Annotated in this window: 23 protein-coding genes; 14 read left to right on the top strand and 9 right to left on the bottom strand. The window is 61.3% G+C overall.

The genetic code is table 11. The annotated features are described in order from the left end of the window. Positions 1-11: 11 nt before the first annotated feature. Positions 12-707, top strand: a complete 696-nt coding sequence (locus tag AC1DZP_RS15240) for a CBS domain-containing protein (protein ID WP_477225696.1) — start codon at positions 12-14, stop codon at positions 705-707. Between the two features lie 70 nt (positions 708-777). Here the strand turns inward: AC1DZP_RS15240 and AC1DZP_RS15235 are convergent, their stop codons facing one another. The 3 genes from AC1DZP_RS15235 to AC1DZP_RS15225 all read right to left on the bottom strand — a co-directional run bounded on the left by AC1DZP_RS15235 (position 778) and on the right by AC1DZP_RS15225 (position 2725). Next, entirely contained in the window at positions 778-1326 is a 549-nt protein-coding gene (locus AC1DZP_RS15235; protein ID WP_477225695.1) for a hypothetical protein, read from the bottom strand. Positions 1327-1487: 161 nt separating this feature from the next. Continuing rightward, positions 1488-1766: a DUF6455 family protein gene (locus AC1DZP_RS15230; RefSeq protein ID WP_477225694.1), complete on the bottom strand. Its 279-nt coding sequence runs from the start codon at positions 1764-1766 to the stop codon at positions 1488-1490. A 146-nt stretch (positions 1767-1912) separates the two neighbouring features. Continuing rightward, positions 1913-2725, bottom strand: coding sequence for a universal stress protein (locus tag AC1DZP_RS15225; RefSeq protein ID WP_477303459.1), 813 nt, complete (start codon positions 2723-2725; stop codon positions 1913-1915). A 235-nt stretch (positions 2726-2960) separates the two neighbouring features. Between AC1DZP_RS15225 and AC1DZP_RS15220 the strand changes: the two genes are divergently transcribed. Beyond that, the gene (locus AC1DZP_RS15220; RefSeq protein WP_477226404.1) at positions 2961-4475 is read left to right on the top strand and encodes a PAS domain S-box protein; all 1515 of its coding nucleotides are present in this window, start codon (positions 2961-2963) and stop codon (positions 4473-4475) included. After that, positions 4462-5076 carry a response regulator FixJ gene (gene fixJ / locus AC1DZP_RS15215; RefSeq protein ID WP_477225692.1) on the top strand — a complete coding sequence of 205 codons (615 nt, stop codon included), beginning with the start codon at positions 4462-4464 and terminating at the stop codon, positions 5074-5076. The genes AC1DZP_RS15220 and fixJ overlap by 14 nt, the downstream gene beginning before the upstream one ends. Here fixJ and AC1DZP_RS15210 read toward each other — a convergent pair. After that, a complete protein-coding gene (locus AC1DZP_RS15210) occupies positions 5073-5297 on the bottom strand; it encodes a hypothetical protein (protein ID WP_457155418.1) in 225 nt (74 codons plus the stop codon). The two genes, fixJ and AC1DZP_RS15210, sit on opposite strands and share 4 nt — an antisense overlap. A 170-nt stretch (positions 5298-5467) precedes the next feature. On the opposite strand from AC1DZP_RS15210, the gene AC1DZP_RS15205 reads away from it, so the two are divergent. From AC1DZP_RS15205 to AC1DZP_RS15180, 6 genes are all read left to right on the top strand, one after another. Continuing rightward, positions 5468-5722 (top strand): lipoyl domain-containing protein, encoded by a 255-nt coding sequence (locus tag AC1DZP_RS15205; RefSeq protein ID WP_477225691.1) that lies wholly within the window; start codon positions 5468-5470, stop codon positions 5720-5722. 107 nt (positions 5723-5829) lie between these two features. Next, positions 5830-6267, top strand: a complete 438-nt coding sequence (locus AC1DZP_RS15200) for a DUF2267 domain-containing protein (protein ID WP_477225690.1) — start codon at positions 5830-5832, stop codon at positions 6265-6267. Positions 6268-6269: 2 nt separating this feature from the next. Beyond that, on the top strand, positions 6270-7001 hold the full coding sequence (locus AC1DZP_RS15195; protein ID WP_477303457.1) for a phosphoribosyltransferase: 732 nt from the start codon (positions 6270-6272) through the stop codon (positions 6999-7001). A gap of 12 nt (positions 7002-7013) precedes the next feature. Continuing rightward, positions 7014-7460 (top strand): pyridoxamine 5'-phosphate oxidase family protein, encoded by a 447-nt coding sequence (locus tag AC1DZP_RS15190; RefSeq protein WP_477303455.1) that lies wholly within the window; start codon positions 7014-7016, stop codon positions 7458-7460. 10 nt (positions 7461-7470) lie between these two features. After that, positions 7471-8724 carry an MgtC/SapB family protein gene (locus AC1DZP_RS15185; protein WP_477303453.1) on the top strand — a complete coding sequence of 418 codons (1254 nt, stop codon included), beginning with the start codon at positions 7471-7473 and terminating at the stop codon, positions 8722-8724. Between the two features lie 82 nt (positions 8725-8806). Continuing rightward, on the top strand, positions 8807-9193 hold the full coding sequence (locus AC1DZP_RS15180) for a hypothetical protein (RefSeq protein WP_477303451.1): 387 nt from the start codon (positions 8807-8809) through the stop codon (positions 9191-9193). 98 nt (positions 9194-9291) lie between these two features. On the opposite strand, the gene AC1DZP_RS15175 is transcribed toward AC1DZP_RS15180, so the two are convergent. Beyond that, positions 9292-10485 carry an acetate/propionate family kinase gene (locus AC1DZP_RS15175; protein ID WP_477303449.1) on the bottom strand — a complete coding sequence of 398 codons (1194 nt, stop codon included), beginning with the start codon at positions 10483-10485 and terminating at the stop codon, positions 9292-9294. 10 nt (positions 10486-10495) lie between these two features. Then, positions 10496-12919 carry a phosphoketolase family protein gene (locus AC1DZP_RS15170; RefSeq protein ID WP_477303447.1) on the bottom strand — a complete coding sequence of 808 codons (2424 nt, stop codon included), beginning with the start codon at positions 12917-12919 and terminating at the stop codon, positions 10496-10498. A gap of 433 nt (positions 12920-13352) precedes the next feature. Between AC1DZP_RS15170 and AC1DZP_RS15165 the strand changes: the two genes are divergently transcribed. Continuing rightward, positions 13353-14000, top strand: coding sequence for a helix-turn-helix domain-containing protein (locus AC1DZP_RS15165; RefSeq protein WP_477303445.1), 648 nt, complete (start codon positions 13353-13355; stop codon positions 13998-14000). A gap of 112 nt (positions 14001-14112) precedes the next feature. Here the strand turns inward: AC1DZP_RS15165 and AC1DZP_RS15160 are convergent, their stop codons facing one another. The 3 genes from AC1DZP_RS15160 to AC1DZP_RS15150 form a co-directional block, all read right to left on the bottom strand. Continuing rightward, positions 14113-14700 carry a DUF308 domain-containing protein gene (locus tag AC1DZP_RS15160; protein WP_457153082.1) on the bottom strand — a complete coding sequence of 196 codons (588 nt, stop codon included), beginning with the start codon at positions 14698-14700 and terminating at the stop codon, positions 14113-14115. A 293-nt stretch (positions 14701-14993) separates the two neighbouring features. After that, positions 14994-15581, bottom strand: a complete 588-nt coding sequence (locus tag AC1DZP_RS15155; protein ID WP_477303443.1) for a TetR/AcrR family transcriptional regulator — start codon at positions 15579-15581, stop codon at positions 14994-14996. 313 nt (positions 15582-15894) lie between these two features. Next, the gene (locus AC1DZP_RS15150) at positions 15895-16512 is read right to left on the bottom strand and encodes an SdpI family protein (protein ID WP_477303441.1); all 618 of its coding nucleotides are present in this window, start codon (positions 16510-16512) and stop codon (positions 15895-15897) included. Between the two features lie 371 nt (positions 16513-16883). On the opposite strand from AC1DZP_RS15150, the gene AC1DZP_RS15145 reads away from it, so the two are divergent. Genes AC1DZP_RS15145 through AC1DZP_RS15130 form a run of 4 tightly spaced genes read left to right on the top strand, consistent with a single transcriptional unit; the run spans position 16884 to position 20557 of the window. Next, a complete protein-coding gene (locus tag AC1DZP_RS15145) occupies positions 16884-17402 on the top strand; it encodes a hypothetical protein (protein WP_477303439.1) in 519 nt (172 codons plus the stop codon). Positions 17403-17444: 42 nt separating this feature from the next. Beyond that, positions 17445-17990, top strand: coding sequence for a hypothetical protein (locus AC1DZP_RS15140; RefSeq protein WP_457152875.1), 546 nt, complete (start codon positions 17445-17447; stop codon positions 17988-17990). Positions 17991-18002: 12 nt separating this feature from the next. Continuing rightward, positions 18003-19349: a radical SAM protein gene (locus AC1DZP_RS15135; RefSeq protein WP_477303436.1), complete on the top strand. Its 1347-nt coding sequence runs from the start codon at positions 18003-18005 to the stop codon at positions 19347-19349. After that, positions 19346-20557, top strand: coding sequence for a radical SAM/SPASM domain-containing protein (locus AC1DZP_RS15130; protein WP_477303434.1), 1212 nt, complete (start codon positions 19346-19348; stop codon positions 20555-20557). The genes AC1DZP_RS15135 and AC1DZP_RS15130 overlap by 4 nt, the downstream gene beginning before the upstream one ends. Positions 20558-20674: the final 117 nt, after the last annotated feature.

The following is a 20674-nucleotide window of genomic DNA, read 5'->3' as shown; positions in this document are numbered from 1 at the left end:
AGGAGGCAGACATGCAAGCCGCAGCCATAATGACCGCTCCGGTCATCGGAATAGAACCAACAGCATCGATCTCCGATGCGGCAGGGTTGATGCTCTCCAAGAAGTTCAGTGGCCTTCCCGTCATTCGCAGCGATGGCACGCTGGTGGGCATTGTCAGCGAGGGCGATTTCCTCCGCCGGGGAGAACTGGGCACCAACCGCAAACGCTCACGCTGGCTGGAGTTTCTTGTGAGCCCCGGAAGAGCCGCTGACGAATATGTTCAAGCCAACGGACGCCGTATCGAGGAGGTGATGACGACGGATGTCGTAACGGCATCGCCGGGCGTATCGCTGCCCGAGATCGTCGAGCTCATGACGTGCCATCGCGTGAAACGCATTCCGGTTGTCGACGACGGGAAAGTCGTTGGCATCATCACCCGTTCCGACATCCTGCGTGCGCTGCTCACCGTCCTGTCGGCCCCTTCGGCAGCCAGGGACGACGAACGGATCCGCCAGGACATCATCGCCGAGCTTGCGAGGCAGAAATGGGCCGGCAAGGACATGATCGACGTGACCGTGGACAAAGGGGTGGTGGAGCTGAGCGGCGCCATCTTCGACGAACGCGAGCGCCAGGCGGCCATTGTCGCCGCCGAAAACGTCGCCGGCGTAAAGGCAGTGAAGGATAGGCTTTTCTGCCCGGGGCCCCTGTCGGTGGTGCTCGTCTCTTAGTTAGCACCAAAGAATTCGCGGACTCCGCATTGCACGACCCGACATTCGAGGCGAAATGTCCGCGTTGACCCTAGATCAAGGCTACCGCTATCAACGGTCGAAGCAGCAACAGGGCGAATAGAACAAGTGCCGCGCCCGCGACTCTGTCTGCTACTTTTTTGCCTCCGTTCAGCCGCCTGCCGAGCAAGATCCACATCGACCCGGTGGCAGCCGTGGTCACCAGGAGCGCGATCCAGAAGAGGCCCAGTTCGTACGGTCCCGCTTCTACCGGCACGATTGCCAGACAATAGATAAAGGCTTTCGGGTTGAGTGAAGTGGTTGCGAGAACCGAAAGGCTATCGCCGCCGTCGGACGCGTTGACCCGGTCGGTGCCTATCAGACGCAGGCCAAGAATTACGAGCCATACAGCTGCGGCCAGCTTGAGCACCTGGATGGCGCCGGACGGCAGCAAGGGTCGCAGCAAAAGCCAGCAGGCCGCTGCGATCCCGTAGCCGCAGGCCTGTGCGACCAGGAGTGTATTTGCCTTCTCGCGCTTGACCGCCCCCGCCATCAGAAGAGCGTTGGTTGGCCCGGGCGCGATAAAGAGCAGAAATGCTTCCAGGAAAAATAGAGTGTCCAAAACTGCCTGGTCCCGTGGATGCAAATGTATCACAGAAGAACTCGGTTTGACGCGTTGACTCTCGTCAGCCCCAAACGTCGAACGGCATTCGCAGACCTCTTTGCTGCAAGCAAGCTATAGGACACTAAATACGCACCAGCCCGTGTCTGGCGCTGAAAGCACTATCGGCGGCCGGCCGCATGCTGCAGCCGTGCGATCAGGTCGCGGTTACGGCAGTAATCCGGCGGATCATCCGCTTGCCGGTGTTCGTCGAGCCAGTTCGAGCATTCATCCTGGTGTCCGCAGGAGCGGCAGCGGTCCACCGCCCGATTTGTAACGGCTGCGTGGTCCGCGACGATCTTCAATTGTCTGTCGACGCCGAGCTTCCGCATCATACGGCCCATCAGGGCTGTCCTTGCGTCCACTGAAATCAGGTAGTCGAGAAAGGTCACGTCGGTCACTCCTATTTCTCAGCCATCTTTCCCAGCCATCATCGCCATGTTGGCGACCACTACATTGATCTCGGTCAACAGCGCGACGCACGCTCGGCCATCGTTCCAGCTTGTGACTGCGTGTGGCGACTTGAAGAAGCTGACGCGACACGCGTTCAATAGGACATCAAGCGATTGATGCCGTTGTCCTCGATCAGCGAGCGGGTGACGCCGCCGAATGCCCATTCCCGCAAACGGCTATGACCATAGGCGCCGGAGACGATCAGGTCCGCATGGATCGAGCGCGCGAATGCCAGCAGCCGGTCGCCGTCGGCCTCGCCGGCGATCAGTTCGGTCCGTGCCATGATGCCGTGATGCTCAAGAAAAACCGCCACGTCGGCGAGACTGTCGCGAATGCTTTCGTCGCGGTCGGTATCGATGGTGGCAACGACAACTTCGTTGGCCTTGGCCAGGAAGGGCAATGCATCCACCATCGCCCGTCGCGCTTCCCGGGTGTCCTTCCAGGCAACAAGCACGGCTTTCGCCATGACATGCTCGACATTGCTCGCGGCGACCAGGACCGGCCGTCCAATTCCAAGTGCGAGGCTGCCGACATCCACGGCGCGAAACACATTTTCGCCTTTCCCGCTGCCGGTAACGACAAGATCGGCGGCTCTGGCCGAAGCGCTGAGGAAGCGGGTTGGGCTGCAAACGGCTTGGCCCCATTCGCTAAAGATCGAAGCGGGAACCAGTTCCTCGAATTCGGCACGCAGTTCGGCAAGCCGCTTTTCGATCTCCGTGCGCTGGATCTGCATGATCTCGCCTTCGTAGACCATGCCGTCGCCTGTCGCGACCAGTGGCGGGACATCTGCTGCCGCCAGGCCGATAAGACGGGCTCCAAACCGTTCCGCAAGCTCGATCCCCAATTTCACCATGGCCGCCGGAGGTGCATCCACGGCAAGATTCACGATGATTGACTTGTAGGACATGATGGAGGCCTTTCGCTGGACCGGTGAAATACGATGGTGAAATGGCATCCATCGGCGCTCGACGCCTTGATGCGTGTCAAAGAACCCGCCAATTGCATCCGTGCGAAAAAAGTCGGCCTCGATCCGTTTTGCCTGTACGGAGAGAAGTGATAGTTAGCCTCTCTTGCAGGCGTATCGAGCCCAGGGATCTCAGGTGAGCCAATACGAAGCGCCTATTTTGTCGGCCGGCGGCGCGATGCTGAAATCAGTCTTGTCGCAAATGTTCGAGCAGGCTCCGGGCTTCATGGCTCTGATGCGCGAGCCGGACCATGTCTTCGAACTGACCAATGCTGCCTACCAACGGCTGATCGGCCACAGGCGGGTGATCGGAAAGTCGGTGCGCGAGGCCCTTCCAGAGTTGGAAGGTCAAGGCTTCTTCGAACAGCTGGACCAAGTGTACAAGACCGGCGAACCGTACAGAGGCCAGGGCATGAAGATTGCCCTTCGCAACAACAACGACGAACCGGCAGAAGAGCGCATCCTGGATTTCGTCTACCAGCCGATCAAGGCCGACGATGGTCGCATCACGGCCATCTTCGTCGAAGGCACCGATGTCAGCGAACTGTCCTTTGCGAATGCCGCACTTCGGTTGCGTGAGGATCATCTGCGCTCGATCCTGGCAACGGTGCCAGACGCAATGGTCGTCATCGACGAACAAGGCCACATCCAATCCTTCAGCACGGCCGCGGAAACGCTGTTCGGTTACAAGTCCAGCGAAGTCATAGGCCAGAATGTCAGCCTGCTGATGCCGGCGCCGTATCGTGGCGAACATGATGCCTACCTGCACCGCTATCTGACGACGGGGGAGCGCCGGATCATCGGGCTTGGTCGCACCGTCACCGGGATGCGCAAGGACGGTTCGACCTTCCCCATGGAGCTTTCAGTCGGCGAGATGCACCCGGGAACGGGACGCTTCTTCACCGGCTTTTGCCGCGACCTGACCGAGCGCCATCGGGCGGAAGCGAGAATACAGGAGCAGCAGCAGGAATTGCTCCACATGGCGCGATTTACCGCGCTCGGCGAAATGGCCTCGACGCTTGCACATGAGATCAATCAGCCACTGACGGCCATCACGAACTACCTCAAGGGCAGCCGCCGGCTGCTCGAGAAGAGTACGGAAGAGAACGCCCCTATGCTGCGCGATGCCGTGGAAAAGGCGGCTGAGCAGGCCCTGAGGGCAGGAAATGTCATTCGTCACCTGAGGGACTTTGTTGCGCGGGGCGAAAGCGAGCGTCGGGTCGAACGACTGCCGGCGCTGATCGAGGAAGCTTCGTCGCTCGCCCTGGTCGGCGCAAGGGAGATCGATGTCCGCGTCAGCTACGAGCTTGATCCCGCCGCCGAGCTGGTGTTGACCGACCGCATCCAGATTCAGCAGGTTTTGCTCAACCTCATGCGCAACGCGGTGGAAGCCATGCAAGGTGTACCGCGCCGCGAGTTACACGTGAGGACCGTCGCACGGGAGGATGGGATGGCCGAGGTAAGCGTGACGGATACAGGCACCGGCCTTGCGCCAGAAGTCTCGGCCCAACTTTTCCAGCCCTTCGTCACAACCAAGAAGCAAGGGATGGGGGTCGGACTCTCCATTTGCCGTACCATCGTCGAGTCGCATGGCGGCCACATCTGGGCCGAGCCAATGCCCACCGGAGGAACAGCATTCCGGTTCACATTGCGCATCGTTGAGAAGGAAGAGGTCGCCAATGGCCGGCAATGATCTTGTGCATGTCGTCGACGACGACGTCGACGTCCGCAAGTCGCTTGGGTTTCTTCTCGCCACAGCCGACTTTGCCGTGCGCCTGCATGAATCAGCGACAGCCTTTCTGGCCGCGACGACAGACAATATTGATGGCTGTATCGTGACCGATGTGCGCATGCCGGGTATCGACGGCATCGAGTTCCTGCGACAGCTTCGGACTCGCGGACATAGGCTTCCGGTTATTGTCATGACTGGCCATGCCGATGTGGCACTCGCCGTCCAGGCGATGAAGGAAGGCGCTGCTGATTTCATCGAAAAGCCGTTCGACGACGAGATGCTGATCGACGCGATCCGCTCCGCCTTGGCCAATCGCAATAGGATAGATGCAACGCACCCGCAATCCGCGGAAATCCGCGGGCGTCTGTCTACACTATCGGATCGGGAGCGGCAGGTGCTGGATGGACTTGTGTCGGGTCTGCCGAACAAGACAATCGCCTATGATCTGGGGATCAGCCCGCGCACTGTCGAAATCCATCGCGCCAATGTCATGAGCAAGATGGCCGCGAGCAGCCTGTCGCATCTGGTTCGCATGGCACTCATCGTGGATCCCAAGCACTAGGGCGACCGAGAGATAGAGTTGCCGATATCTGCCGGTGTCTTGTCCGGCACCCAGTCGCGCCAATGGGTCGGGTGGATGTCGAGATAGGCGCCGGTCGCGGCGTTCCTCCATCCTTTCCGCGTCTTCATGCAGGGAAATACAAGCGCATGCTCGCCATCCTCGTCGAGGACGGCCAGTTCGAGATCGCTGTCGAACGGAGCGCTTAGGATCGGCTTCCACATCCCCCTAGGATGCGCGAGATGGCATGCCTCGCCTTGATTTGAATCAGTTTTCGACACCCGAATGCAGCCTTGAGCTGGCTGCCCTGCGTCTGCCGAACCGCACCTTTTGATCGCGATCAATGTCCATCTTGGCGGTTGGGCTACTTTCCCTGCTCATAAGGAGAAACGCGATGCACGAAATCAAGGTCGATGAAGCGCTGTGGGCGTCCAGCATGCTTCCCGAGGGCATTGTGGAACGATGGTTCGTTGCCAGCGGCACCACGATCAAGGCTGGCGATAGAATAGCCGAGGTTCGAATTGAAGACGCGCTGCATGAGATCGTGTCGCCGGCAAGCGGTCGCGCGACGATCATGGCCCCCGTGAATGCCGTGATCGAACCCGGATCGGTTCTGGCAACATTGGACGATACGATCCGGGCCGACTGACGGCGCATGCCGACCACCGATCGGGCATCGCCGGCAGTGGGTCGGATGCAGGAAATTGATCCGGCGCGATGCTCACGCACTCCCGGGATTGGAAGCGAGCAATTGACATGACCCAAATGTCTCACACATCATTTTCTGGCTTTTCCCACGCCGCGCAGCAGGCTCAGCAGTGGGTCAACGAACTCGCCAGGGACCTCTGCTGGAGCGAGCCGAGCGCGTACCGGCTGCTGAAATCCGTTCTGCATACGCTGCGAGACTGGTTGTCGCCTGCGGAAACTGCCGACCTTGCAGCGCAGCTCCCTGCCTTGGTTCGCGGCATCTATTTCGAGGGCTGGCAGCCAACGAAAGCACCTGCCTGCAAGCGAACGAAGCGAGACTTCATCATCGATGTCAGAAGCGGTTTCGGCTACGATGACGAAGTCGATTTCGACACTGCGATCGGTGCAGTTTTCAAGCTCCTCGATCGCCATATATCGCATGGCGAGATCACCCAGGTGAGGAATTCGATGAGGAAGTCACTTCATCAACTCTGGCCGGCGGACTGACGATGTTCCGAGACCGCAAAGAGGCTGGAGAGAAGCTCGGCATCGAACTGGGCAAGCTTCAATTGCGCCAGCCCGTCGTGCTCGCGCTGCCGCGTGGCGGCGTTCCGGTCGCCGCCGAAGTGGCCAAAGCTCTGAAGGCACCGCTTGATCTGATTATCGTGCGCAAGGTAGGCGCGCCGGGAAATCCCGAACTGGCCATTGCCGCAATCGTAGACGGCGATCCTCCGGACATCGTGCTGAACCGGGAGATTGTCGAAGCCTACTCGCTCGATGATGACGCACTTCGCGCCTTGATCGCGCAGGAACGACCCGAGCTTGAACGTCGCCGGCTCGCCTATCGAGCAAAGCATGCACCCTTATCGATCGCGGGGAAGACGGCGATCATCGTCGATGACGGCGCGGCAACAGGAACGACGATCAAGGTTGCCATTCGTGCCCTGAGAAAACGAGCCCCCAAGGAGGTCGTCGTAGCAGTTCCTGTTTCACCGCGCGATACGATATCGGAATTGGCTGGCGAAGCCGACCGGGTGGTTTGCCTTAGTCAACCAGCGCGGTTCGGTGCACTGGGCTACCACTACTTGTCGTTCCCTCAGCTTTCCGACAGCTCTGTTGTCGCCGCAATGGACGAAGCTGCCCTGCGGCAAGCGACCCGCCAACGCAAGAATCTCAAGAAGCCCGCCGGCCGCCGTACAGATGAGACTGAGCGTCAGCACGGGGCCACCTCGAAAAAGTAGGAGATCGCACCGATGCTGATCCGTAACCTTTCTGCCTTGGAATGCACGAAATTGCTGACCGCCAACCGGATCGGTCGTTTGGCATGCGCGAAGGACGGCCAGCCTTACGTCGTGCCGATACACTATGCCCATTCAGACAATCACCTTTACGCGTTTTCGATGCCAGGCAAGAAGATCGAGTGGATGCGAGGCAACCCGCTGGTGTGCGTTGAGGTCGATGAACGCGGCAAAGGGCGAGGATGGAGAAGCGTGGTGGTCGACGGCCGCTATGAGGAACTGCCGGATCAGATCGGCCACAAGGTCGAGCGCGACCATGCATGGTCCGTGCTCAGCAAGCACGCGGACTGGTGGGAGCCCGGTGCCCTCAAGCCGGCAATACCTCCCGTTTCAGACAGCGCGTCACCTGTGTTCTTCCGAATTCTGATTCAGCAGGTGTCGGGCAGGGAAGCGGGCGAGTAAACTGCCTCCCATGGATCCGCTCATCGCCCGGCTCGGACTCGCCTTGGCAATCGGCCTGCTCGTCGGACTGGAGCGTGGCTGGCGGGAGCGGGATGCACCGGATCGCAGCCGTACGGCCGGTATTCGAACCTTCGGCATATCCGGCCTGCTCGGTGGCATTCTGGCAGCGCTGGCCGAAGCCGTTGACGCGGTTTCGGTGCTGGTCGGGGGGTTTATCGCCTTTGCCGCGATCTTCGCGTGGTACAAGGCGCGAGAAGCTGCTCATGACCAGGATTTCAGCGTCACCTCGGTCATGGCCGGCCTGGGCGTGTTCGCGCTCGGCGCACTCTGTGTAGCCGGCGACTATCGGGTTGCTTGCGCTGGAGGGGCCGCGCTCGCGGCGGTACTTGCCAGTCGCGAGGTCCTGCACGGCCTGTTGCGACGACTGACCTGGATCGAGCTTCGTTCGGCGTTGATCCTGGCGGTAATGACCGCGATTGTCCTGCCCTTGCTGCCGAACCGGACCATGGACCCATGGGGCGGTTTCAATCCTTGGGAGGTCTGGTTCCTTACGGTGCTGATGGCGTCGATATCGTTCGCTGGCTATGTCGCCGTTCGCGTTCTTGGAACCACGCGGGGTCTGCTCGTCAGCTCGCTCGTCGGTGCAATCGTCTCCTCCACAGCCGTGACCGTGGCGCTTGCCCGCAACGCGACGTCGTCGAGCAATCCGCTACCGCTGGCAGGGGCAGCTTCGCTGGCAGCGATGGTCTCATCGCTGCGCGTTTGCGTGGTGGTTTTGATCATCCAACCGAGCGTATTCGTCCCAGCCGGCATTCCCGCGATTGCGGCGGCATTCGCCTTCGCGGCCTGCGGCGCATTTCTGTTGGTGCGCGTCGGCGGGGATCAAAAAGGTGGTGGGCTGACGCGCAATCCATTCGAACTCGGTCCATTGCTGCTCTTTGCGCTGCTCTTTGCAGTGGTCTCGACCGCCAGCGCCGCACTGGCGGGTCAATTCGGCGGGCGCGGCTTGCTGGCGAGCTCGGCGCTTGCCGGAACGTTCGATGTCGACGTCTCGGTGCTCAGCGCGTTGCGCCTGGTCAGGCATTCGGTCCCTGTCGAAACCGTGGGGCAGGCAGTGCTGGCGGCGCTGGCGGCAAACGCGACCGGTCGCGTCTCGCTGGCGGTCGTTGCCGGCCCGGTCAGGTTCTGGTTGCCGTTGGCCGTGGCGACCCTGATCGCTGCAGCCGCCGGTTACTGCGCCATGGTGCTGCTAGCGACCTTCTGACTGCGCAGAAACGACGGCCCCTTTGATCGGGATCAAGGCCAAATCCGGTCGTCGCGCTATGAACTCCGTCAAGGAGTTCGCCATGACCGATCTGAAAGATCTTACCCCGAAGTTCCGGCATGTCCGGCTGCTGCTTGCCCGCGAGAAGGGCCATCCGGGCGGCGATCGCGAAGAGGGCTATGATGTGCTCGCCCCGTTGAAGAGCGACGGTCGGATCGACGCCGACGAGTGGAAGTCGCACCAGGGTTCCTGCCGCGTTCGCCGTTTTCGTGCTGACGAAGAAGACTTGGTCGGTCTTCTGCGGCGCAAGCCCGGTGGACAGTGGTACTTCGACTATGCAGAAGGCGACCGCGATGACGAGATCGGCTTCCACCTCGGCGACGAACGTTTCGTCACCGGCGAATACGTGTCCATCGAACGCAACGGCACCATGCACACCTATCAGGTGGCAAGGGTCGAACGGCCTTAGAGGTATTACGCCTGGAAGCACGAGGCGAGCGGCTTGAACAAAATGCGCGAGCCGGACGAACGGGCCAAGTCATTTGTCCGGCACGGGAGGCCTACCCGTCAGGTCGCGCGCCGCGATGCCGCCTGGGATGCAGCCTGTACATCACTGGCGACTGCCCTCTCTTCATCCGTGGGAATGACAAGCACGTTGACGCTGGAATCGGCAAGGCTGATCACGCCCTCGCCTCTCCGGTTCAACTCATGGTCGATGCCGACGCCGAGCCAACCGGCCGCGGCACCGATCTTCTCCCGGACCAACGGCGCGTTCTCGCCGATACCGGCCGTGAACACCAGCGTATCCAGACCTCCGAGGGCAGCCGCCAGCGACCCGATCTCGCGCCCGATTCGATGGACGAAGAGATCGATCGCCTCGGCGGCGGCAGGATCCTCGGAACCGATCAGCGTGCGCATGTCTCCGGATATCCCCGACACTCCGAGCAGGCCGGATTGCTCATAGAGAAGCGTGACCAGTTCATTGGGCGACAGCTTACCGTCCTCCAGCAAATGGAGGATTATCCCCGGGTCCAGGGCGCCGCAACGCGTGCTCATCACCAGGCCGTCCAGCGTCGAAAACCCCATCGTCGTGGCGATACTTCGTCCGGAGTCCATGGCGCAGAGGCTGGCACCACTGCCCAGATGGGCAACGATCGCTCGGCCTCCAGCCCGCGCGCCGTAGCGGTCGCGCAGCTCTGAAGCGATATGGCTGTAGGACAGGCCGTGAAAGCCATAGGAAACGATGCCCGTCTCGGTCATGGCGCGCGGCAGGCCGTAGATTTTGGCGACCTCCGGCCGGGCCGAATGGAATGCCGTGTCGAAGCATCCGACCTGGAGGGCTCGCGGCAGGAACTCAGCGGCCAGGGCGACAAGCTGGAGATTGATCCTTTGATGGATTGGCGCGAGCGGCTCGAGCAGGCGCAGTGCGTCGAGCGTGGGCCCATCGAGCAGCGTCGCTCCGGTGAAATTGCGGCCACCATGGACGATCCTGTGCCCGACCCTGCCGATGCGGCGCAGCAGGTTGCGATCGGCAAGCACAGAGGCGACGGCCGCGAATGCCTTGCCAATGTCGATCGGTCCGTCGCCCAGGCTTTTGTCTGTCAAAGGCTCACCCGCAGTGGCCTCGACACGCAGTCGCGGGTGCCCCGCCAGCGACAAGACGTTGCCGCGCAAAAGCAGGGGAAGCGCGTTGCGTTCCTCGAAGACAGCGAACTTCAAGCTGGAGGAACCGCCGTTGAGGACCAGGATAGCGTCGGTCATGCGTTCGTCCTCAGCGGCGACCTGTCGATGCCGCATCGGGATCCTGATCCCACTTCCAGCCGAGTATTTCCGGCATGTCCTGGCCATGAGCCCGGATATAGGCTCGATGCTCGAGCAGCTTGCTCTCCATTGCCTGCTTCAGGCCAACCCGCACGCTCCTGAGTTGCGGAACCCAGTCAAGCACGCTTTGCACGAGGTGAAACCGGTCGAGGCCGTTCAGGACCGTCATGTCGAAGGGGGTGGTGGTCGTGCCTTCCTCATTGTAACCGCGGACATGGATGTTGTCGTGATTGGTGCGCCGATAGGTAAGCCGGTGGATGGTCCACGGGTAGCCGTGATAGGCGAAGATGACAGGCTTGCCGGTGGTGAACAATGCATCGAAATCGCGGGCCGACAGGCCGTGTGGATGATATTCCTTGGGCTGCAGGGTCATCAGGTCCACGACGTTGACCACCCTGATCCTGAGCTCAGGAACGTGATGCCGCAGGATCTGCACCGCTGCCAGCGTTTCGAGGGTCGGAACGTCGCCGGCGCACGCCATCACGACGTCTGGCTCGTCGCCGTTCTCGGTCGATGCCCAGTCCCATATACCGATCCCTGCCCGGCAATGGACGATGGCCTTGTCCATCGGCAGCCATTGCCACGACGGCGGCTTGCCGGCGACGATGACGTTGATCCGATTCCATGTCTGCAGCACGTGATCGGTCACGCAAAGCAAGGTGTTGGCATCCGGCGGCAGATAGACGCGCACAATGTCGGCCTTCTTGTTGAGGGCGACATCGATGAAGCCGGGATCCTGATGGCTGAAGCCATTGTGCTCCTGGTGCCAGACATGGCTCGACAGCAGATAGTTCAGCGAGGCGACCGGCCGCCGCCACGGGATGTCACGGCAGGCATCAAGCCATTTCGCATGCTGGTTGAACATGGAATCGACGATGTGGATAAACGCCTCGTAACAGGAAAACAGGCCATGCCGCCCGGTCAAAAGATAGCCTTCGAGCCAGCCCTGGCAGGTGTGCTCGGAGAGGATTTCCATGACCCTGCCGTCGCGGCCGAGATGAACGTCTTCGGGCAGGATCTTTTCCATCCAGGCGCGCTCGGTGGCTTCGAACACGTCCTGAAGCCGGTTCGAGGCCGTCTCGTCAGGGCCGACGATGCGGAAGTTCTTCGCGGCCTCGTTCAGTTCCATCACAGCTCGAAGGAAGCTGCCCATTACACGTGTTGACTCGGCCTTCACCGCGCCGGGCCGAGCGACGGCCACTGCATGGTCCTGCAGCCCGGGCAAATCGAGGGTCCGGCGCAGCAGGCCGCCATTGGCATGCGGACTGGCGCTCATGCGCCGCGCGGCTTGCGGCGTGGTGGCACGGATCGCCTCGACAGGGGCACCAGCGGCATCGAACAACTCATCCGGCCGGTAGCTTTTCAGCCACTCCTCGAGCATCGTCAGATGCGCCGGATTTTCCGCAAGGCCAGACAACGGGACCTGGTGCGCACGCCAGAAGCCTTCGGTCTTCAGCCCGTCGACTTCCTTCGGACCGGTCCAGCCCTTCGGGCTGCGCAGCACGATCATGGGCCACTTCGGCCGCAACCCCGCGTCGGCAGATCCGCCGCGCGCACCTTTCTGGATCACTTCGATGCGGTCCAGCGCATCGTCGAGCACTGTTGCCATTCGCTCGTGCATCAACGTCGGGTCATCGCCCTCGACGAAAAGTGGGTCATAGCCATAGCCGGTGAACAGCGCGCGCAGTTCCTCTTCGGGAATGCGGGCAAGGATAGTGGGATTGGCGATCTTGTAGCCGTTCAGATGCAGGATCGGCAGCACTGCCCCGTCACGCGCCGGGTTGAGAAACTTGTTTGAATGCCACGCGGCAGCCAATGGCCCGGTCTCCGCTTCACCGTCACCGACAACGCAGGCAACGACAAGGTCCGGATTGTCGAAGGCTGCGCCAAAGGCATGAGAAAGCGCGTAGCCCAGTTCGCCACCCTCGTGGATCGAGCCCGGCACATCGGGCGCTGCATGGCTTGGAATTCCGCCCGGAAAGGAGAACTGCCGGAACAGTTTGCGCATGCCTTGTTCGTCCAGGGATATGTCCGGACTAAGCTCGCTGTAAGTGCCTTCGATATAGGCATTGGCGACCATCGCCGGACCGCCATGACCCGGTCCGCAGACGTAGATCACGTTTGCATCCCTGAGCCGGATGGCGCGGTTGAGATGGGCATAGATGAAACTCAGGCCCGGCGATGTTCCCCAGTGGCCGAGCAGACGCGGCTTCACGTGTTCCAGGCGCAAAGGCTCCCGGAGCAGCGGATTGTCGAGCAGGTAAATCTGCCCGATCGTCAGATAGTTGGCGGCGCGCCAGTATGCATTGATGTCGTGCAACTGGCGTTCGGACAGCCGCCTGCCGGGGGTTGCTGTCGTCGTGTGCTCGGTCATGTCTGGCTCCCATAGCCCCCATTTGCGAATGCCGTCGGATCGCGACATGCGCCGCTATTCATCGAAATCGCCCCGAATGGACGACCAACGCATTCGAGCGCCATTCGGTTCATGACCGCCGGACCAGATTGCAGCGAGGTGGCCGTCAACCCGGCGTATGGCGGGCGGTCGTTTGCGCCATTCATAGTGGCGACGAACAATGCGAGCTTTGATCCACCGCAAACGCGTTTGTATCAGGTGCCGAAGGCCGAACGCCTGGATCACAATGCGTTCGCTGGCTATGGGCAACCCTGCCGAAAATTCCCGGCTGACAACGCTGTCGAAATCGTCACGACAAGGGGAGTCTAGGTAGTATCCCGTAGGGACATAACCGAATTTCGCGCGGCGCGGATTCGAGCGATTGCTGTGACACTGATCAACCGGGGAAACAGCCATGCACGCCTACACGACCTCCAAAATTTCGCTGCCGTCGCATTTTGCCCAGCCGAGCCTGCCGACGGCATTCGACCCGGCCCCAGTGCAGCCGCTTAGCTTCTTTCCCGCCGGTGCGGAAATCTATGCCCAGGGCGAGAAGGCCGGAGCTTTCTACCAAATCGAGTTTGGGGCCGTTCGTGTGTACCGCCTGCTCGCCGACGGTCGCCGGCAGATAAGCGCCTTCCACCTTGCGGGAGAGACATTTGGCTTCGAAGCAGACACGACGCATCATTTCTTCGCCGAAGCAATCAACGCCACCGGGGTCCGCGTCTTCCGCATTGCCGCCGGGGCTGACATGTCTCATCAGTTGCTGCCGTTGGCGCTCAAGGGGCTGACCAGGGCGCAGGAGCATCTGCTGGTCCTCGGCCGCCAGAACGCCATCGAGCGCGTCGCAGCGTTCCTAGTCGATATGGCGGAGCGCCAAGGCGCGCTTCGGCAGGTCGAACTGCCGATGTCGCGCGTCGACATTGGCGACTATCTCGGCCTCACCATCGAGACGGTCTCAAGAATATTCACCAGGCTGAAGGAAAAGGGCATCATTCGCTTGGTCAGCCTGCGCTGCGTCGAAATAATCAAGCATGATGCGCTTCAGAATATGAGCGAGTGATCGCGGTTTCCATCAAAACAAGGCATTACACGCCGCCGCATCATGCAAGCGCCGACCTTGCAGGGCAGCGCTCCGATTGAGGGGCTTGGAGGACAGGAGCGTTTGACGCTCTTCAGCCAGCCGCTTGAGCCGACTTGCGCCGCGCATCACTTACCGTCAACCAGACAGCGGAAACGAGGAAGTAGAAGGCGCCGAAGGCCGCATAGGGAGCGATGTTGGTGATGTCGATCGTCGCCGCACTGCCCGCCATCTTCACAAAGAAAATGCCTGCCAGTGCCGACTGAGCGCCGCTCAACACCATTGCCCACTGCGCGCCGGACTTCCAGCGCCTGACCGCGGTTGCAAGCTGAAAAAGGCCCGACAGGACCGCCCAGACGCCGAAGACGGCGAGCACCGTGTTCATATCTTTTCCGAGAGCAATGGCGACCGCTACCGTCGTGATGATGCTGATGACGAAGTTGAGCAACTGCGTCTTGTTGCGGTTCAAGCCGCCGGTGCGCTGGGCGTCGATGAAATTGGCCAGCGCATCCCAAGCCGGATAGGCGACCAGCATGATGGCTGCCAGGGGAGGCATTGCCTTGGCTACCGTGAAGGCCAGGAGGACCCAGGCGGTCGAAACGGCAAAGCGTGTGAAATAGTAGCTTTTGAGCCAGGCGGTTGAGGATTGGACCAGGTTGGCTTCAGTCGTCTTAGCAAGCATTTCGATTTCTCCTTCGCGCTTGATATTGTCGACTACCTACTAGAAGGTAGATATTGTGACGTCAACCACTTTCTTGGCGGTTTGACGCCGTCCCGGACGGCAGGGGCTGGGCGACCGGAGCTCGGCACGACCGATCAACCAAGCGGTGGCGGAGATCGTGAACCGTATTGGCCATACGAAATGGCCGACCCTAAGTTGCTACTTTCAGCACCGATGCACTGGAGGTCTCAACGGTCCCTGTGAGATGCGAATTTGGTTGCGGCGGCTCGCCGCCATGCCGCGCAAATAACTTGTCAGTGAACCTTCGCCGATAAGCGCTGCAAGGTCGACGTCAGGATCGCGCCAAAGATGGCAGGGCTGCCATAGGCACGCGCCGACAACATCGCGCCATGGACAGTCGCCATGAAAGTCTCTGCCTCCAGCTCCGCAGAGCCGGCGAATTTGAGAACGCCCTGTTCAGCGCCCCGCTCCATGACCTTGGTCAACCAGGACGACAGAAATCGAAAGTAGGCCCGCACCTCGACGGCAACCTCAGGCGGGAGTGCCGGGAGTTCGCTGGCAAGCAGCGCGCAGACGCAAAACGGGATGCTCGCGTCTTCAATGCATTTTGCCCAGTAGCCAGCATAGGTTTGAAGCAGTGCAAGCGGATCAGGGAGTTTACTTTCCAGATCTGCCATGCTGGCCTCGGTACGCTCGCGATGGCGCGCCACAAGCGTGCGAACAAGGTCGACTTTGCTGGGGAAATGATGGTGGATACTCGCCTTGCGGATCCCTACCACCTCAGCGATATCAGCATAGCTGAAGCCGTTGTAGCCGCCCGAAACAATGAAGTTGCGCGCGGACGAGAGGATCTGATCGGAGGTCATGACAAGATTGCTCATGCAACATGCCTACCTTCTAGTAGGATCGTTGTCAATCGACCTTACTCCTTCACCTAGGGACCGTGGCGCCCCGGCCGCGGGATCAGACGTGTCGGGACGCCGGTTGCTCCCAGGTGCGCCCGGCGTCCCGCTGCTTGCGATCGTTCCCGGTCAGTTGCACCGGGGCGGTATGCAGGGATTGCCGCGCAGCGGCGCGAAAAAGCAGGGGCAATCGCGGCGGCCGGTGCCTCACCGCCCGGTCGGCGGTTCATCGAGCCGCCCTCAGCCAAAAGCGTGGCTTAGACTGCTGAACGGATCCAGCCTGGACTGCGTATCACCCTGAGCCGTTCTGGCGCCGGGATGTCCACCACGAATAGGCCACACATATGAGTGCTGCGGCCAGCAGAATAGCCAGCACCGCCGGGCCGACGCGATCGTCCGACAAGCCGAAAAGAGGCAGCGACACAGTGAGCAGCCCGGCCGCCCGAAAGACGGGGCCGCCGAATCGGTGAGTTCTCGTCCAGACGTCCCGATCCGCAAGGGTCCAGGGTGTTCTGATGCCGAACCATCGGTTGGGCTGCAGGAGCGGCATTCGAGCACCGACGACGATCATGATCACGCCGAGGATGATCGGCATCAGCCGAAGGCGGTTCGTCTGGAATCCAAACGCCGAAGCAATCAAGAAGGCCTGCAGCAGGATGAGCAGCAAAAGGCCGATGAGCCACGCATGGTCCGGCGCAAAACTTCTTGCGGGTTCGCCGGCTGCCTGCCTGTTCTCGACCTGCCGCCCAGGCCACAGGCGCAGAACCATCCACAGCACGGCGAGCAGCACCGGCGCACCAAGCAATGCGACCCAGCGGCCCGCAAAGACGTCCGCTTCGCCCGACGCCGACCAGTGAACCGCAATGCGTGCATTCGGCGACGTGAAGAGTGCCGCGACGATGCCGCTCAATACCATCACAACGAGCGCTATCAGCCTTCCGTGAATGAGAGGTCTCCCTGTTCGACCATTTGCCAGTTCAGGCGGCCGGTTCGCAGCGCCGCGTCCGCTCGCGCTACCGCCAGGGAATGCTGCCCCGAATCGGCGTCAGGATCAACGGCATGGCCAAACACGGCCTCGCATTCGATTGTGAGCCTGATTGTAAACCCTTTCTTAACTCACATTAGCAACGGTAAAATAACGTACTTTTCTTGCCTGAAAACTCGCGATAGGGTAGTAATCTTTAAGTTTCCGCCGCGAATTTGGAAACAATATTACGCTGGCAAACTGACGATTGTCACATTCGAGAGGCATGGCCAACGCGCTCAGCGTAGGGGGAACCTATGGTGTCGCCTTATGCAGATTTCATAAAGAAGCTCCACAGGGACAAAGCGTTCCGGCAGGCATTCGCCGATGATCCGCGCGGCGTTCTTCGCGCGAGCGGGCTCGATCCAGACCTCCTTGACCTGCCTTCCAAGATCGATTTCGACGCGCTGGAACGGCGTATCGACGCGCAAATATCCTCCGCTCCGCCGGATGCGGCCACACTGAGGCATGCATCGGCACAGGAACTTTGGGACAGGTTCAATTTCATCCGCGTCAACTATGATCTTGCGTCGCCGTCGATCCCAGCGACGAGCATCATCTACGGTACGACGGCAACCACCTCCGTCATATCCCTTGTTACGGCGCAGGGCAGCGCAGCCCGCACGGATGTGGAGTTGGCGCGTCTCGGCCGGTTGCGCAAACTGACCCGGCTGCCAGCAAGGGCCCTCAGTTTTGCGGTGAGCGGACCGGACGGGAGATCACTGCACGGCCTCGGCATCGAAGCGATCAAGGCGCTGGTCGGCCGCCTGCGCTGAGCGGCCCGACCCCGCAAGCATGCGAAGTACAAGGAGCTTGTCATGGGAACCGAAGCGGCGAGTTTCATCAACCGGTTGCGCAAGGACAAGGACTTTCGCCACCGCTTTGTCCAATCGCCCAAGCACGTGTTGTCCGAAGAGGGGCTGAACCCCGACGTGCTGGCGCTTCCCGACCGCATCGACGAACGGGATCTGCTGAAGAAACTCGAACACGTGTTTTCGGGGCGAGAGTGGCAAGACGAGTTCGCACGGGCCAAGCCGGAGACGTTGACGGCCGGGGAGTTGTGGGAGCGGTTCGGCGTGATCGGTTGGAAGGGTTCGGCAGCCGCGGGCGGCAAACCCGGGATCGACGTGTCGGTTGCCTCGGCGGTGGTCATCTACGGCGTCTCCGTGGTGACGTCCTCATCTACGCAGGTGGCGGCCGCCGGATCATTGGCCATGACATCGGTCGAGCAGTTGAGGTCACTGCGCGAACTGGCTCGCTTTCCCAAGGAGAAGCTCAGCTTCTCCATCGTCGGGCCGGATGGCGTTGCCATCGAGGGCGTGAACGCCGACATGCTCGCCGCCTTTCTCGCTCGTGTGAAGTGATGGTGCGCCCCAATGCTTGACGTCTACGATGGTGATCCGACGAAGACCGTGCGCTGGTGGTCCGGGCCGTCCGAGCCACCACGCGTCTGCGTCTGGGAAATCACGCTGAAGTGCGATCTCGGATGCCGGCATTGCGGTTCGCGGGCAGGCGCCGAACGCCCTGGCGAGCTGACGCTCGAGGAGGCGCTCGACACCGTGAAGCAGCTTGCGGCGCTTGGCGTTCGCGAGGTCACTTTGATCGGCGGCGAGGCCTATTTGCGGGATGACTGGGTCGACATCGCCAGCGCCGTCACCAAGGCTGGAATGGCCTGCACCATGGTGACCGGCGGATATCGCTTCGATGATTTCCGCATCCAGGAAGCGCTCGCGGCCGGCATCAGGCGGATCGGCGTGTCGATCGACGGCATCGGCGCGACGCACGACCACCTTCGCGGCCGCATCGGCAGCTACGAAGCAGCACTCGACGCAGCAAAACGGATCATGGCCACCGGCCGGATCGGCCTCAGCGTCAACACCCAGATCAACCGGCTTAGCCTGCCGGAATTGCCGGCGCTTGCCGACCTGTTGGTCGAGATCGGCGCGAGCGCCTGGCAAGTGCAGCTGACGGTCGCTCTCGGCCGCGCGGCAGACCGTCCGGACCTGCTGCTGCAGCCCTACGATATGCTCAACGTGATGCCGCTGCTCGCAAGGCTCAAGCGGACGGTGCTGGAGCCGGGCGGCGTCCAGCTCTTCCCTGGCAACAACATCGGCTATTTCGGTCCGCACGAGCCCTATCTGCGCTACGGCGGCGCCGACGGGCATACATGGAGCGGTTGCCTCGCGGGCCAGGCTGCGCTGGGCCTTGAAGCCGATGGCACATTGAAGGGCTGTCCCTCCTTGCCGAGCGCCGACTATGGTGCGGGCTCGGTGCGCACCAGCTCTATCGAGGACATGTGGCGGTCGAGTGAGCGTATACGCGGCCTCGGCGCAAGGACGCGCTCCGATCTGTGGGGGTTCTGCGCCACCTGCGAACACGCCGATCGCTGCAAGGCGGGCTGCACATGGACGGCACATGCGCTGTTCGGGCGTCCCGGGAACAACCCGTTCTGCCACCACCGGGCACTGACGCTCGCGGGCCAGGGCCTGCGCGAACGGATCCGTCTGGTCGAGCGTGCCCCCGGCGTGCCGTTCGACTACGGCCGCTTCGAGATCATCGAGGAGCCGTTGGATGGCGAGGAAGGCGATCAAGGCGGGCTCGAGGAGCTTGCCGCGCTCGCGACGCTCTTGGGCGCGGCCGGCAGCGGTGTCTGGTCGAACGCCGGGCTGCGGGCGGCGACGGCAAAGACGGCGCAGCCCCGTCACCGGGAGGCCGCGCCATGAATGCACCCGGCACAGACGTTCAACGCCCGCTCGAACTGGGAATCATGTTCACGCACCGTTGCCCGATCGCCTGCCGCCATTGCGGCATCCTTTCCGGCCCGGACAATTTCGACAGCATGGCCATGGAATTGGCGGAGCGCTGCATCACCGAGGCAGCCTCACTCGATCCCAGGCCGTCGACGATCGTCTTCACCGGCGGCGAGCCGATGATGTACCCGCACCACCTGGAGCGCCTGCTTGGCGTGGCCAACCAGCTGGGATTTGCGACACGCGTGATCACCAACGGTTTTTGGGGTCGCAATCAAGCCACCGGCCGGCGCCTTCTCTACCGGCTGCAGCTCGCCGGGCTTGATTCCCTCAATTTCAGTGCCGACAAATTTCACCTGGAATTCCTTCCGGCCGAGGTTTTCCGTCGCGCAATCGAGATCGCCTGGGAAGCAGGCTTTCCGGTCATCGTCAACACGGTCCTCAATATGCCGGGCGATCCTGTCGCCCTGTTCTCGCAACTTTACGGCATCCCCACCGAGAAGATCCGCCTCTTCGACGAGGACGAGTTCATCAGGCAGGTGGCTACCGATACCGTGCCGCCCGAATTGACCCAGAGGGTGAACCTCTCGTTTGGCAGGCTTGTCGGCCTCGGACGCGCCGCCGAATACCCCGAAGAGCACTACCGCTCGGATCTCGCCACCTACACGTATACGCCTTGCCAAGAAGTGGTGAACCGACCGGTCATCTACCCCGACGGCAGTTTTCAGGCGTGCTGCTGTGCCGGCGGCAAGATCGCGAGCTTCACGGTCGGCAACGTGCGTGAGCGTTCGCTCGCGGATCTGTTTGACGCGATGCAAACGCGGACGCATTTCCGGTTCATAAATCAGTTCGGTCCGCGCGCACTCCATGAGGCGATTGCGGAAATGAGCCCAGATCGCTCCTCCGACCCTGACGGCTACGCCTCGATTTGCGACGTCTGCGTCGCGGCCACGAAAGGCTTGTGCGCGAAGGAAGTCGATGCACGCCTCGATCATTGGCTGCTCAAGCGATTTCTCGAGAAGGATGAAATCTCGGCCGAGAGCGAACCGAAGCGGTCGGAGCTGGCGGAGCGTGACGAGGAAGGCGTGATCGCGGCCGGCTTTTTCGACACCGGCCGGCGACTGCCTGGCGCGCCGGAAGATATGAAAATTTCAACTGGATCGCTTGAAAATGTAATATGAGTAACATATAATAAAAAAATCTTGAAAAGTGCTGAAACCTGCGCTGATATTTAGTCGGTGCGGCATTTATATTTGTATACACAACAGATATATCTCGAATCTATTAGTCAGTATTTC

This window comes from Mesorhizobium sp. P2_F8 (genome assembly GCF_056403655.1).
The sequence above is the reverse complement of the archived record's forward strand: the minus strand, read 5'-3'. Positions and strand labels throughout refer to the sequence as shown.

Coding starts and splice junctions, on each gene's coding strand:
- AC1DZP_RS15240 (WP_477225696.1), top strand. CDS start 12: ATGCAAGCCGCAGCCATAATGACCGCTCCGGTCATCGGAATAGAACCA.
- AC1DZP_RS15225 (WP_477303459.1), bottom strand. CDS start 2,725: ATGTCCTACAAGTCAATCATCGTGAATCTTGCCGTGGATGCACCTCCG.
- AC1DZP_RS15220 (WP_477226404.1), top strand. CDS start 2,961: ATGCTGAAATCAGTCTTGTCGCAAATGTTCGAGCAGGCTCCGGGCTTC.
- fixJ (WP_477225692.1), top strand. CDS start 4,462: ATGGCCGGCAATGATCTTGTGCATGTCGTCGACGACGACGTCGACGTC.
- AC1DZP_RS15210 (WP_457155418.1), bottom strand. CDS start 5,297: ATGTGGAAGCCGATCCTAAGCGCTCCGTTCGACAGCGATCTCGAACTG.
- AC1DZP_RS15205 (WP_477225691.1), top strand. CDS start 5,468: ATGCACGAAATCAAGGTCGATGAAGCGCTGTGGGCGTCCAGCATGCTT.
- AC1DZP_RS15200 (WP_477225690.1), top strand. CDS start 5,830: ATGACCCAAATGTCTCACACATCATTTTCTGGCTTTTCCCACGCCGCG.
- AC1DZP_RS15195 (WP_477303457.1), top strand. CDS start 6,270: ATGTTCCGAGACCGCAAAGAGGCTGGAGAGAAGCTCGGCATCGAACTG.
- AC1DZP_RS15190 (WP_477303455.1), top strand. CDS start 7,014: ATGCTGATCCGTAACCTTTCTGCCTTGGAATGCACGAAATTGCTGACC.
- AC1DZP_RS15185 (WP_477303453.1), top strand. CDS start 7,471: ATGGATCCGCTCATCGCCCGGCTCGGACTCGCCTTGGCAATCGGCCTG.
- AC1DZP_RS15180 (WP_477303451.1), top strand. CDS start 8,807: ATGACCGATCTGAAAGATCTTACCCCGAAGTTCCGGCATGTCCGGCTG.
- AC1DZP_RS15175 (WP_477303449.1), bottom strand. CDS start 10,485: ATGACCGACGCTATCCTGGTCCTCAACGGCGGTTCCTCCAGCTTGAAG.
- AC1DZP_RS15170 (WP_477303447.1), bottom strand. CDS start 12,919: ATGACCGAGCACACGACGACAGCAACCCCCGGCAGGCGGCTGTCCGAA.
- AC1DZP_RS15165 (WP_477303445.1), top strand. CDS start 13,353: ATGCACGCCTACACGACCTCCAAAATTTCGCTGCCGTCGCATTTTGCC.
- AC1DZP_RS15160 (WP_457153082.1), bottom strand. CDS start 14,700: ATGCTTGCTAAGACGACTGAAGCCAACCTGGTCCAATCCTCAACCGCC.
- AC1DZP_RS15155 (WP_477303443.1), bottom strand. CDS start 15,581: ATGAGCAATCTTGTCATGACCTCCGATCAGATCCTCTCGTCCGCGCGC.
- AC1DZP_RS15145 (WP_477303439.1), top strand. CDS start 16,884: ATGGTGTCGCCTTATGCAGATTTCATAAAGAAGCTCCACAGGGACAAA.
- AC1DZP_RS15140 (WP_457152875.1), top strand. CDS start 17,445: ATGGGAACCGAAGCGGCGAGTTTCATCAACCGGTTGCGCAAGGACAAG.
- AC1DZP_RS15135 (WP_477303436.1), top strand. CDS start 18,003: ATGCTTGACGTCTACGATGGTGATCCGACGAAGACCGTGCGCTGGTGG.
- AC1DZP_RS15130 (WP_477303434.1), top strand. CDS start 19,346: ATGAATGCACCCGGCACAGACGTTCAACGCCCGCTCGAACTGGGAATC.